11 protein-coding genes, 1 pseudogene and 1 other annotated feature are annotated in these 14084 nt (G+C 28.7%); of the genes and pseudogenes, 4 read left to right on the top strand and 8 right to left on the bottom strand.

The features are described from left to right. Positions 1-44: 44 nt before the first annotated feature. On the top strand, positions 45-824 hold the full coding sequence (zupT, locus tag H8R92_RS02885; RefSeq protein WP_186834674.1) for a zinc transporter ZupT: 780 nt from the start codon (positions 45-47) through the stop codon (positions 822-824). Between the two features lie 131 nt (positions 825-955). Next, entirely contained in the window at positions 956-1789 is an 834-nt protein-coding gene (locus tag H8R92_RS02880; RefSeq protein ID WP_186834673.1) for a GNAT family N-acetyltransferase, read from the top strand. Positions 1790-2014: 225 nt separating this feature from the next. Here the strand turns inward: H8R92_RS02880 and H8R92_RS02875 are convergent. The 8 genes and pseudogenes from H8R92_RS02875 to H8R92_RS02840 form a co-directional block, all read right to left on the bottom strand. Continuing rightward, a pseudogene (locus H8R92_RS02875) lies at positions 2015-2251 on the bottom strand (family 1 glycosylhydrolase); the annotation flags it as partial. A 107-nt stretch (positions 2252-2358) separates the two neighbouring features. Then, on the bottom strand, positions 2359-3357 hold the full coding sequence (gene tnpB / locus H8R92_RS02870) for an IS200/IS605 family element RNA-guided endonuclease TnpB (protein WP_243166563.1): 999 nt from the start codon (positions 3355-3357) through the stop codon (positions 2359-2361). 336 nt (positions 3358-3693) lie between these two features. After that, positions 3694-4857, bottom strand: coding sequence for an iron-containing alcohol dehydrogenase (locus H8R92_RS02865; RefSeq protein ID WP_022212779.1), 1164 nt, complete (start codon positions 4855-4857; stop codon positions 3694-3696). Positions 4858-5635: 778 nt separating this feature from the next. Beyond that, positions 5636-6502: an EamA family transporter gene (locus tag H8R92_RS02860; RefSeq protein ID WP_022212777.1), complete on the bottom strand. Its 867-nt coding sequence runs from the start codon at positions 6500-6502 to the stop codon at positions 5636-5638. Between the two features lie 26 nt (positions 6503-6528). Continuing rightward, positions 6529-7695 (bottom strand): aminotransferase class I/II-fold pyridoxal phosphate-dependent enzyme, encoded by a 1167-nt coding sequence (locus H8R92_RS02855; protein WP_186834672.1) that lies wholly within the window; start codon positions 7693-7695, stop codon positions 6529-6531. After that, a complete protein-coding gene (locus H8R92_RS02850; protein ID WP_022212775.1) occupies positions 7692-8177 on the bottom strand; it encodes an Lrp/AsnC family transcriptional regulator in 486 nt (161 codons plus the stop codon). The genes H8R92_RS02855 and H8R92_RS02850 overlap by 4 nt, the downstream gene beginning before the upstream one ends. A 136-nt stretch (positions 8178-8313) precedes the next feature. Continuing rightward, positions 8314-8563 (bottom strand) — a binding site (T-box leader). A gap of 84 nt (positions 8564-8647) precedes the next feature. Further along, positions 8648-10804 carry a sensor histidine kinase gene (locus H8R92_RS02845; RefSeq protein WP_022212774.1) on the bottom strand — a complete coding sequence of 719 codons (2157 nt, stop codon included), beginning with the start codon at positions 10802-10804 and terminating at the stop codon, positions 8648-8650. Continuing rightward, positions 10779-11483 (bottom strand): response regulator transcription factor, encoded by a 705-nt coding sequence (locus H8R92_RS02840; protein ID WP_022212773.1) that lies wholly within the window; start codon positions 11481-11483, stop codon positions 10779-10781. The genes H8R92_RS02845 and H8R92_RS02840 overlap by 26 nt, the downstream gene beginning before the upstream one ends. Positions 11484-11906: 423 nt before the next feature. Between H8R92_RS02840 and H8R92_RS02835 the strand changes: the two genes are divergently transcribed. Next, positions 11907-12332 (top strand): ferritin-like domain-containing protein, encoded by a 426-nt coding sequence (locus H8R92_RS02835; protein ID WP_022212772.1) that lies wholly within the window; start codon positions 11907-11909, stop codon positions 12330-12332. A gap of 257 nt (positions 12333-12589) precedes the next feature. After that, the gene (locus H8R92_RS02830) at positions 12590-13951 is read left to right on the top strand and encodes an MATE family efflux transporter (protein WP_186834671.1); all 1362 of its coding nucleotides are present in this window, start codon (positions 12590-12592) and stop codon (positions 13949-13951) included. The last annotated feature ends 133 nt before the right edge of the window (positions 13952-14084 follow it).

Below are 14084 nucleotides of genomic sequence, written 5' to 3'. Positions count from 1 at the left end.
ATCATAATATACTTATGTAATAAATTACAATGGGGTACATTAAAATGATTGATAAATATTCTTTTATTCCTTTACTTTTATCTACTTTAGCAGGATTATCTACAGTTATTGGAGCTATCATAGTGTTCTTTAATAAAACAAAAAATGAAAAATTTTTAACATTCTCCTTGGGATTTTCGGCAGGAGTTATGATTACCGTATCATTTACAGATTTATTTCCCACTGCTGAAGAATCTATCTCTAAATATCATGGGGAATTTCAAGGAGTGATTTGGTCTATTCTCTTTTTACTTATTGGTGGATTGATTGCTTTTTTAATTGATAATTTCTTACCTGATGATGAAAAAAACTCTCTCAAAGAGACCAATAAAAACTATGGTCTATTCAGGGTTGGTTTAGTATCTACAATTGCTTTAATGCTACATAACTTCCCTGAAGGAATTGCTACCTTTGTTTCTGGATACCAAGATATTGGTCTAGGAATATCTGTTGCTTTTGCTATAGCTTTGCATAATATTCCTGAAGGTATTGCCATTGCTATGCCTATATATTTTTCAACTGGTAGTCGATATAAAGCAATTAAATATTCCTTTTGGTCTGGAATGACTGAACCACTAGGAGCATTTTTATCATTTTTATTCTTAAAACCATTTATTAATGAACTTATTCTTGGCATAATTTTTGCTGTAGTCTGTGGCATTATGATTTATATATCACTGGCAGAACTTATTCCATCATCACGCTCATACGGTCACATAAAACTATCATTGTTATCTATTTTCCTTGGCATTTCCATTATGCCAATAAGCCATATACTTTTGTAATTGATAGTTGATAATGGATAATTTTGAATAAAAGTCCATTATCAATACTTTGATTTTATAGATAATCAAGACACAAAATTGTGATAATTTTGAATAAAAGTCCATTATCAATTATAAAAGAGGTGTAATTTATGAATAATTTTAATATTACCGATAAGCTTCTTAAAATATTTAATATTACAGAAAATTCATTAAATGAGCGAAAAGTCATATTTCCCATAGATATATTTATAGCTCTGATCTTAGAAAATACCGGCATCATAAAGGATTTAAATAACCATTTTCTTCATAAGCTCCATAAGTATAAAGAAATGGCTCTAAATCTCCCTAGAAATATTGAAGGGAATAAAAATCAATTTTTCATCACACCAATAAGTGACAGTACTTTAGAAATTCTAACTGAATCCTTGCAAATTATGAATAAACGAAAACAAACGTATCTCACTGAAATTTATGTTCTAAAAGCATTAATAAAAATACCTAGTGAAGTAACTGCTGCCCTTACCAAAGAAGAGCTTCATTATCTACAAAAGTTTTGTAACACCTCCAAAGACTTACTAGTTGACTTAAGAAATATTTATTCATTTAATAATAAACAAAATAAGAATTTTGTTATAAGAAAGGCACTGAATAAAGATAAATATATAATATATGATTTTGTAAAAGAAAATTTTAATTCTATATGGGCTGATTCATTGGTATCTATCTTTCCTTCAAATAATATACCAATTTATCTTGTACTAATTAATGACCACATAATTGGTTTTAGTTCATATGATATTCTAGGTACTAGCATATTTGGTCCTATTGGTGTACTGAAAGATTTTAGAAAACACTCTATTGGTAAAATCCTTTTGAACAAATGTCTATGGGATATGAAGCTAAGAGGTGATTCAATAGTAATTATAAAAAACGCAGGTCCTATTGAATTTTATGAAAAGTGCTGCAACACAAATATTATTTAATTTTTTCTTAATAATTTTTTCACTTTTGATTTATAATAATTATTTAGTATAATACTAATATAAAAAAATAGAGACTGGTAACCCGGCGAGGACAAACCAGTCTCTATCATTTATCAGCACTTTACGTACCAACTGCTCATTTAATATAACATATCTATAATACTAATACAAGAAAAACTTATTTATTAATATATTACATAACACTCATTAGTTCATCATTCATTATTATTCAAGTTTTTCTCCATTAGATTCAATTACTTTTTTGTACCAATAAAAGCTTTTTTTCTTTCTTCTTTCCAATGTTCCATTACCTTCATTATCTTTATCTACATAAATGAATCCATATCTTTTGCTCATTTCCCCTGTTGATGCTGATACTAAATCTATGCATCCCCATGAAGTATATCCTATAAGATTTACACCATCAGCAATAGCTTCTTTCATAGCTTTTACCTGTTCTCGTGAACTACTCGCCACTTATAGAAGTGGGAGCTTCTTGGTCAATATACCCAACAGTACAAGTTTACCCAAGCTAACAAGGTAGTTCCTACCTCAATATAATACCAAAATTACATTGCTAATTTCAGTAGATTTATACTAGCATTTATATCTCTATCGTGGTTAGCACCACAACTCGGACAAGTCCAATTTCTTAATGCTAAATTCTTTACTTCTTTATTTTTATAGCCACACTTAGAACATAGTTGAGAACTTGCGTAATTAGATGGAGCTATTATTATCTCTTTACCATACCAATTAGCTTTATATTCTAACATTGTCCTAAATTCTGACCAACTTACTTCACTAATCGCCTTAGCTAATTTATGATTTTGCATCATGTTTTTTACTCTCAAATCTTCTAAAACTATTGTTTGGTTTTCGCTAATAATTTTAGTTGATAATTTATGCAAAAAATCTTTTCTTTGATTAGCTATTCTTTGATGAAGCTTCGCCACCTTTAATCTTGCTTTATATCTGTTATTACTCCCTTTAACTTTTCTACTCAACCCTTTTTGTAATTTAGCTAATTTCTTTTCAGATTTTCTAAGACTTTTCGGATTATCAAACCTATCTCCATTGGAGCATATAGCAAACTCCTTTAACCCAAGGTCAACACCTATTTTATTATTACTCTTTGGCAGTTTAATATTTTCAGTATCTACTAAGATAGAAATATAGTATTGATTACTTGTCGTTTTAGAAATTGTTGCAGATTTAATTAATCCTTTGAATTGTCTATGCAAAACTATTTTTATTTTAGATTTTAATTTTGGAATTTTTATATAACCATTATCAATGTATATAGTCCCATTTTGATTATTGGTTGTATAACTAAATCTATTAGTTTTCTTAGACTTAAATTTAGGAAATCCTACTGACTTATCTCTAAAGAAGTTTTTGTAGGCTTTATCTAAGTTCATTTGAGCATTAGCTAAAGCTAAACTGTCAACTTCTTTTAACCACTCATATTCTTTCTTGTATTGAGCTGGTGTAGGATATTTTATAGCTTTAATATCTAAATCTTTATTTTCTTCGTAAAATTTAATTCTATCAAAGAAACTTGTCATTTAAATTATTATTATTTAAAACTTTATATATTTTCATAACCTTTATTATCCTTTTTAACAATATAATTATAATTTTTTCTTTCTATATTGATGTTGTACTAAAATAATAGCAATAATAATATATTCATCACTAAAAAACCTAAATCAATAGCAACCAAAGTTAGTTTTATAGCTAACCATAATATTACTATCAATTTAGGTTTTGCCTGCTTACCAGTAACAATCCATAAATAGACTATCTCTTAACTTATTTTTAGTATATCATCCTATGTAAACATTATTAAATGATATTAATAAATTCTTTTTTCATCAAAAATTTCTTTCTAATCTCTATAATTAATAACAAGCTTCTAAAATTGTTAAAATATCTTCTGCCGTAAGTTTTTTATATCCTCCACCCAACACTGTAGAGTTTGCTATAAGTGGTAACATTTCTTTTGTTGCTCCAAGGTCCCTAAGAGAAGTAACCATACCACATTCTTTAATAAATGATTCTAAGGCTACAAGACCTTCTTTAGCAATCTCATCCTTAGTTTTACCTTCTGGTGATACATGCCATACTTCCTTAGCAAATCTAACAAATTTATCTAAACCATAAGTATAAATATAATTATAATATGGAATAGAAATTGCTGCTAATCCCATACCATGTGCACAATCAGTATAAGCACCTAATTGATGTTCAATCATATGCACTTCCCAATCTTGCTCTTTTGCAAGACCAGCCATAGTATTAAGAGCAAGGGTAGCACTCCACATAATATTGCTTCTAGCTTCATAATCATTTGGATTTTTAATAGCCACTCTTGCATTATCTATCACTGAACGAAGAAGCCCTTCAATTACATAATCAGTAGTATTATTATCATTTCCTGAGAAATATTGCTCCATAAGATGTGACATAATATCAAATATACCACTTACCATTTGATATTGTGGAACTGAAAAAGTATACTCAGGATTTAAGATTGAGAACTTTGGATATACTTCTGATGGATATACTCTACCATTTTTAAGTTTTAATTCTTCATTAGTAATAACTGATCCCCCATTCATTTCTGAACCAGTACCAACCATTGTTAAAACAGATCCTACTGGTACAATTTTATTATTAACTGGTTCAAAATTAATCCAATATCTTGTAAAGGCATCTCCTTCACAATAAGCAGATACTGAAATTGCTTTTGCGCAATCTATTACAGATCCGCCACCAACTGCTAATATAAGATCTACATTATTCTCACGAACAAGCTTTCCCCCTTCTAAAACTTTACTATAAGTAGGGTTTGACATAACCCCAGAAAGCTCTATAACCTTTTTTCCTCCCTCATTTAAAATCTTAACTATTTCATCATATAAACCTATTTTCTTTATAGAGTTCTTTCCATATATTAAAAGTATTGTTTCTCCATAACTTTCAAGCTCCCCTTTTAACTGATTTAAAGAATCCTTCCCAAAATGTATTCTTGTTGGGTTATAATAAATAAAATCAAATAACATAATCTTCCTCCTATATTTTCAATATATCTTTATTTATACCTAAATAAACTTTAGTATTTTCCCAATACCTATATCTATTTAAATAACTTAAGTTTAGTATACCAGTTGAAGTTAACTCTAAGTCAAATACTTTTTTAACAAATTCTTTTAGTTAATCCAATAACTTTCACACTAATTATTAATAGTGACTTTACCATTAACTCCCTTAGACAATATTTAGCATTTTTTTTAAATGTTTTATTATATAATTAATTAAGAAAAATGAATAGTAGAACTTTGAATTGATTATTTACTTAAAGAAATAGAGTAGAATTCTTTAAGGTAGAAATGAGCTTAACCTGTCCATAAGTCAGATAATAATAATTAAGGAGGTTTTTAAAGAATGAAAAAAAAGATAAAAATTTCAACTTTTATATACTTTATTTGGATTTTAATTGGAATTAGTATTATTATTTCTCCATCTGTTTTTAAAAATAATTTTAATATTGAATTTGGCAAAAAAATAATTACTTGTTATGTTATATCTTCAACTATGATTCCCATCATATATCATAGGATAAAAAATTAAATAATTTTAAAATTTATAATTAAACATACTATAAAAAAGTTAGATTCTTTATACGCCTTTGTATTTTAGCAAATGGGAAAGTGGCTCCGATAGTTTCCTTGAAGCCATTAAAACCGTCAACGCATATAGTAAAGTTTTGCTCCTTAATATATTCTTTTAATCTTCATAAATTCTATCATTTATACCTTATTTATAATATCCTAATTATTTCTATATCTTTATTAACAAACTTAATGTTCCTACTGTTATTAAAATAAGTCCTGCTGCTGACTTTTTAGAAAGTTTTTCCTTTAAAAATATATATGCAAAAGCTACTGTCACTAAAATACTCAACTTATCTATAGGTACAACAATAGATGCTAAACCATCATGAAGAGCTTTATAATAGCAAAGCCAAGATGCTCCTGTGGCAATTCCTGACAATCCAATAAACAGTAAGCTTTTTTTACTTATTTTCTTTACTTGTCCATGTTTTTTTTGTAAAAATACAATAAGCCATGCCATCATAAGTACTACTATAGTTCTAATAGCTGTTCCTAAATTTGATTCTACATTTTCAATACCAATTTTCGCTAATATAGAAGTAAGTGAAGCACATACTGCTGATAGCACTGCATATATAAGCCATGCCTTATTTTTAACTTCCTTTTGCTCTTCTTCCTTCTTTTGAATCATTAAATATGTTCCTAGACCTATTGCTATCATTCCAATTACCATTGGTACGGTTATATCTTCCTTTAAGAAGATAAACGCTAGTACCATTGTTAAAATGGTGCTGGATTTATCTATTGGTACCACCTTATTAACATCACCAAGCTGAAGTGCTTTAAAATAGCATAGCCACGATGCTCCTGTGGCCATACCAGATAATATTAAAAATATATAGCTCTTAATACTTATATCTACAAGTTGGTTTTGAGATCCTACAATAAATACCATCAGCCATGAAAAAATAAGAACTACAATGGTTCTTAATGCTGTTGCTACGTGAGAATCCACATATTCAATACCTATTTTGGCAAGTATTGATGTTGCACCTGCAAAAAGTGCCGACCCAAAGGCGTATAAAATCCACATTTCTTTCACCTCCAATCATTTTTTAATTAAAAGCCTTCTTTAACGAAGCGCTCTATTCTTCTAAGTGCTTCATAAATATTTTCCATTGATGATGCGTAGCAAGCTCTAATAAATCCTTCTCCACAATCACCAAAAGCATTACCTGGCACAGCAAGTACTTTTTCTTTTAAAAGAAGCTTCTCACAAAATTTTTCTGATGAAAGCCCTGTAGATTTTATACATGGAAATACATAAAATGCCCCTAAAGGTTCAAAGCATTCAAATCCTAACTTTCTAAATCCATCTACAAGCACTCTTCTTCTTCTATTATATTCCTTTACCATTTCACTAACGCTTTCATCACCATTTCTCAATGCTTCAATAGCTGCAAATTGTGCTGTCGTTGGTGAACACATTATTGCATATTGATGTATTTTTTTCATTGCATCTATTAATACCTTGTTTCCACAAGCATATCCCAGTCTCCATCCTGTCATAGCATAAGCCTTTGAGAAACCATTAATCACAAGAGTTTTATCTTTTATCTCTGGGAAGCTGGCAATAGATACATGTTCCTTATTATAAGTAAGTTCTGCATATATTTCATCTGATATAACTATTACATCTTTTTTCTTTAAAACTTCCACAATAGGCTCCAATTCTTCTCTAGTCATTATTGCTCCTGTTGGATTGTTAGGAAAAGGTATGATAACTACCTTTGTCTTTTCTGTAATAGCTTCTTCAAGTTCATCAGCTGTTAGCTTAAAATCATTTTCTACTTTTAACTCTAATACATTTGCTTTAGCACCTGTAAATGTAGTACAACCCTTATATGCCACAAAACTTGGCTCTGGAATAAGAACTTCATCACCTGGACCAACCAATGCCCTTAAAGCAATATCTATTCCTTCACTTCCTCCCACTGTAACAAGTATTTCATCTGATGGGTTATATGACAAATCAAATCTTCTTTTTAAATATTTAGCTATTTCTTCTCTTAACTCAATAAATCCGGCATTAGAAGAGTAGTGCGTATCTCCTTGCTCCAACGAGTATATACCCGCTTCTCTTATATTCCATGGTGTAACAAAATCTGGCTCTCCAACACCTAATGAAATAACATCTTCCATTTCATTTACTATATCAAAAAATTTTCTTATTCCTGAAGGAGGCATCTCCTTTACTTCTTTCCTAATCATATTTTCTAGTATCATATAAATATAGCCTCCCTATTATCAGTATTCTTCTTTTCCTTAAATATTGTTCCATGGTCCTTATACTTCTTTAATACAAAATGCGTTGCTGTTCCATCTACATTATCAAGTACTGCTAACTTTTGCGCTACAAAAGTAGCCACCTCTTTCATGGTCTTTCCTTCCACTATAACAGTTAAATCAAAACCACCAGAAGACATTAGATAGCACGCTTGTACCTGATCATATCTATATATTCTCTCTGCAACCTTATCAAACCCTTCTCCCCTTTGAGGAGTAACCTTCACCTGTATTAATGCTGTAACAACTTCCTTCCCTGTATTTTCCCAATTTATCAGTGTTGTATATCCTGCAATAATACTTTTTTCTTCATAATCTTGTATTGCTTCTCTTACCTCTTCAACAGTCTTGCCAACCATAACTGCAATCTGCTCATCGGTATACCTAAAATTCTTCTCCAATATCTCTAAAATTTCTTCCAATTTTATACCTCCAAATTAAATAAATGTTTATTTTATTCTATAATAGCTAAGCCTCTTCCAGAATTATCTTATACCTAAACTTTTTAAAGCCATAAAAACTTATTTCTTTTTCTATACAAAAAAGCCTCATCCCTTAAAAAGGGACGAAGCTGTAATTCCGCGGTACCACCCTCATAAACAACATAAATTGTTCACTCAGTAGAAATAATAATTATTTCTCCTTTTATAACGTAAAGGTAACGTCTCAACCTACATTAAGCTCTAAACTTAGTTCTCAGTTAAGCAATTCAAAGGCTGCTTCTAAAAAGAATCATTACTAAGTCTCACCAAACCTTAGCTCTCTAAAAATAATATCTTTAAATACTCTTCCTCATCACTATCTTTATTATGATTTTATCTATATATTAATTATCTAATACAACCAATTGTAAGTCAATGATATTTTATTTACATTTTGCTATATCCATCTCTTAATTCTTTTTAAAATTCATTATTACCTTAAATAAATCGCCATCAACTTCAATTTTAAAGCTTCCACCTTGTAATTCTACAAAACTTTTTGCAATGGCAAGACCTAATCCTGAACCTTCAGTATTTCTAGATTCATCACCACGAACAAACCTTTCCACTATTTCATTAGTATTAAAATCTATTTCTTCTGCCGCCATATTTTTCATTATAACTTCTACATTATCTTCTCTTTCTATTATATCTAAATATACCCTACTATTTGCCATAGCATATTTTGTTGCATTTATAATAATATTTTCAAAGATTCTAAAAGTACATTGGCTATCTAATTGAAGCGCTACCTTTTCTTCTGGAAAATTATTTTTAAATGTTAATGATGAAGCTTTAATTTTATCATCTAATTCAAGTAGTGTTTGCTTCATTAGTGAAACAATATCTATCTCCTCTATATTTAATGTTATATTTCCACTACTTGCTTTACTCATTTCAAATAAATCTTCAATAAGATTCTGTAATCTTTGTGACTTTCTATCCACTATTTCTATATATTGCTTACGCTTTTCCTGGCTTAAATTTTCATCTTTTAAAAGATCAACATAAGTTATTATTGCTGTAAGAGGAGTCTTTAAATCATGAGAAACATTAGAAATTAAATCAGTTTTCATTCTTTGACTTTTAACTTCTTCTTGTACTGCTTTCTTAAATCCCCCTTGTATTTTTTCTAAATTATCCTTAAATGGATTAAATACACCTAAATCTTCTTCTATTTTAACATCTAAGTTTCCTGCCGCTATTTCATTTGTAGCCGTAGTTAATCTTTTATATTTATCACTTATATCATCTACATATTTTGTAATAACAATAAATAGTATTATTGAGTAGATAATTATAAACGGAATTTCAAAGAACCAAATAAAAGATAAAATTAATAATATAGCTGCATTTATTAATACAAGCTTTAAAATATACTTATTGTTATTTTCCTCTAAATTTATTTCTGTTACATAATTTATAGTCTTCTTAAGATATATAAATATCCAAACTAATATTCTACCTATGATACTTCTGCTCTTAAAATACTCTTTAAATCCAATTTTAAACATTGATTTTATTACTGTCATTCCAAAGAAAGCTATGGCAAAAATTCCAAACCATACAGCTATATTAAATGTACTTACCATGCCCTCAGATACTATCTGATTCTTTATTATAGGTAACTCCTTTAAATACGATACCCTTATCATACTTTCAGCTGCTGCAATCCATAATGCTATATCACAACTTATAATAATGAACCAAATTTCAAATGGTATTTTTAAAATATTAAAATCTTTAACCTTCTTATATGGGAATATTAAAGCTGTTAATAATATTATAGCTATAATACTTGCACTGATTAAAGTTCCATAACTTTCATATCCATAATATGAAGCATTGTCTATATTCCATGAAAGATGATCTGAATAAACTAGTTCAGTTGGCACAGCAAATACATAAGTCATATTCTTAATAGGAGTAATAATTTGTGATGCTTCTCCATCAATAATATCTTTATAATCATACATAGTTGATGATATAGTATTCGCATTAACTCCCTTAACATCACTTAAAGAAATATTCCCATTTTCATCAAAATTAAGTACTACAGTAAATCTATATTTATTCATATCTATTTCAGATAAATCTATATTTTTATCCTCTTTAACGGTAATACTATCACTGATATTTGTGGTAGTTAATCCACTTTCCTTATCCAAGGCAAAATATTGAAGATTACTTAAACTCCCTTTTAAATTTGTAATCCATCGGTTAAAGTTCTCATTAAATCTGTAATATACCTCATCATTATATGATTCTTCATTGCCTTCATATAAATAGTTCATACTATTTTTATCTATAAATATATCTTTAGGTTCTTTTATTTCCTCACTATTTTGGTTTTTAATTTTATAATCTAATGCATAACTAGATTCTATTAATATCTTAGCAAAATCATAGTTTTCTAAATAATTATATGATGTATCCTTTGCTAATTTACTTATAAAAGGATATGTTTTAAACATTCCTATGGCTGCTATAAATAATGTTAATAATATTATTAAACTAGTTAAAATCTTATTTTCTTTTTTATCATTGCTTTTCAAGTTTATATCCAACTCCCCACACCACCTTTAAATATTTTGGTTTTTTCGGATTAATTTCTATTTTTTCTCTTATATTTCTCACATGAACCATTATTGTATCTGTATTAATAGCCTGTTCATTCCATACTCTTTCATATATTTCCTCAGCTGAAAAGACCCTACCTGGATTTCTTATAAGTAATTCAAGAATTTTAAACTCACTAGGTGTCATCCTTATACTTTTACCATCAAGAATTACTTCCTTAGTATCAGTATTAAGTTCTAAACCACCAACTTCAAATACATTGGTATTTTCCTCTTCATGCTTTACCATATTTAAAAATCTTGAGTATCTTCTTAAATGTGAATTTACCCTTGCTAAAAGCTCTAATGGTCTAAATGGCTTAGTAACATAATCATCTGCTCCTATATTAAGGCCCATTATTTTATCAACTTCTTCTGATTTTGCTGATAACATTATCACTGGAAAATCATATTTTTCTCTAAGCTTCATAACAAAGGTTATACCATCCATCTTGGGCATCATTACATCCACTATAGCTAAATGTATTTCTTCGTTGCTTAAAACCTCTAACCCCTCTATACCATTACCTGCAATAAACGTCTTATATTCTTGGTTATTTAAATAAGCTTCTATGGCTCTGGCTATATCAATTTCGTCTTCAACTATTAAAATACTATATGAATTCATAAAACTCCTTCTTTCATTAAAACATTATTAACTAACTCTATTATAAATGAATATAAATAATGTTCCATATTGTGCTAAGTATTGAATTATAGTATTACCTTCCATTGGTTCACTCTCCTTTTCTTAGTATAATTATATAATAAAGGATAAAACTTAAGAAAAAAGATTAATATTTCTAAAGAAATTCTAAATAAAAAAAACTGCAAGCTACTTCATCCATAGCTCCAGTATTACTCCAATACCTTTCACAACAATTATTTTGTAATGTATTTACCACAGTTCTGGAAATATCTATAACTTGCTAATTTAAAAATAACTATTTTGGTAATACTATTTATTATTAATAGATTGTTGAATAACTATTTTTTGCAAATTTTATTTATTCAACAATCTATCTATTAAGTATAAAAGGAGAATGATATTATGGAAAAATTAAGTTTTGTAATTGAAAACCAACTTGGTGTTGCTAAGGATAATGAAGAATTAAAAAATAGCCTTAATGGTCAATTTAATGGAGAAACTGCTGAAGTAGGACTTTACTTAGCAATGGCTAGAGTTGCTCAACGTTCAGGTTATCCTGAAATTGCAGAAGTACTTAAAGTTATTGCTTGGGAAGAAGCTGAACATGCAGCTCAATATGCAGAACTTACTGGTAGAGTATCTGACTGTACTAAAACTAATCTTACAAATATGATGAATGGTGAAATTGGTGCCAACAAATTAAAAGCTGAATTAGCTCAAAAAGCAAAAGCTGCCGGACTTGAGGAACTTTATACATTTATTGATCATGCTGCAAGAGATGAAGCAAGACATGCAAGTATGCTTCATGGAATGCTTAACCGCTTATAATTATAACCTTTAATGTAAAATAGCCTTAGCTATAATATCCTATGCTAGGCTATTTTTATTATTCTTAATTTATAACCCGTAACTCATAATAAAAAGAGGTTGTATTTGCAAATATTTTTCTCTATAATGTACAAGTATCTTTATTGAATGGAATCTTTTTTATCAAAAGAGTTTAATAAATTTAATATTGATGTTGAATAATTAATATTTTTACAAAAGATTACAAACAATATAATACATAAATAGGAGGACAACTTATGAGTAATCAAAAACATCTTGGCGATGCACCTATTGGAAAGTTGTTATTACAATATTCTATTCCAGCCATCATTGGTATGGTAGTAAATGCCCTATATAACATTGTTGATAGAATGTTCATCGGAAATATACCTGATATAGGTTCACTAGCAATAACTGGTGTAGGTATTACTATGCCAATTATGACAATAGTGCTAGCCTTTGGTATGCTTATTGGTATTGGTACTACTGCTAATATCTCCCTTAATTTAGGAAAAGGAAATAGAACTACAGCTGAAAAGCTTTTGGGAAATGCTTTTACTTTAAGTATAATAGTAGGACTAGCTATTGCAATAACTGGAACTATCTTCGCTAACCCTATTCTAAATCTTTTTGGTGCCAGTGAAAATACACTATTTTATGCAAAAGAATATATAGGTATAATTTTGCTTGGATGTACATTTAATATTCTTTCATTTGCTTTAAACAGTACAGTAAGAGCTGATGGAAATCCTAAAATGTCTTCCATAACCATGGTAATTGGCTGTGGTGCTAACATTATACTAGATTATATATTTATCTTTGTACTTAACCTAGGAGTTAAAGGTGCTGCTTTAGCAACTATTATTTCACAAGCTATTACTTTCTTTATAATTTTATATTACTACACAGCTGGTAATTCAAACTTAAAGTTAAAAATTGAAAACTTTAAATTAAAAAAACACCTAGTAACTATGACTTTTGCCATTGGAATAGCTCCATTTGCTACACAAATAGCTAATAGTTTAGTTCAAGTTATTGCTAATAACGCCTTAAAAACTTATGGTAGTGATTTAGCAATTGGTGCTATGACAGTAATAAGTTCATTAAATATAATATTTATGATGCCTATATTTGGTATAAATCAAGGGTGCCAGCCTATTATCGGATTTAATTATGGTGCTAAAAAGTATGAAAGAGCTAAAGAAGCATTTAAATACGCTACTATTGCAGCCTGTGTAATATGTATTATTGGTTTTATATCAATTCAATGCTTCCCTACACAAATCATCAGTTTATTTAATAATGATCATGAATTAACTACATTAGCAATAAAAGGAATTAGAATATATTTATTAATGATGCCTGTAGTAGGAATAAATATTGTTGCCACAAGTTACTATCAATCAATTGGTAAAGCTAAAATATCTATGTTTGTAAGTCTTTTAAGGCAAGTAATATTATTAATTCCATTTACAATAATCTTACCTAAGTTTATTGGATTAGATGGTGTTTGGGCAGCGGGCGCTTGTGCTGACTCACTTTCAGTTATTATAACGTTAATATTACTTAAAAAAGAATTTAAACAACTTGATAAAATGCAGTTAGAAAAAATTGCTTAGTTGTACCATATTTTAACTACTTTATAATTACATTATATACAAAAAGGGAATTCAAATACGAATTCCCTTTTTTAGCTAGTATTAAATATTCTTTTAATACAACCTCTTTATAATATATCTTAATTATTTAAAA

It is taken from the genome of Clostridium lentum (assembly GCF_014287815.1).
In the GTDB taxonomy this organism is placed as follows: Bacteria; Bacillota; Clostridia; order Clostridiales; family Clostridiaceae; genus Clostridium; species Clostridium lentum.
This window is presented reverse-complemented; position numbering and strand designations above follow the sequence as displayed.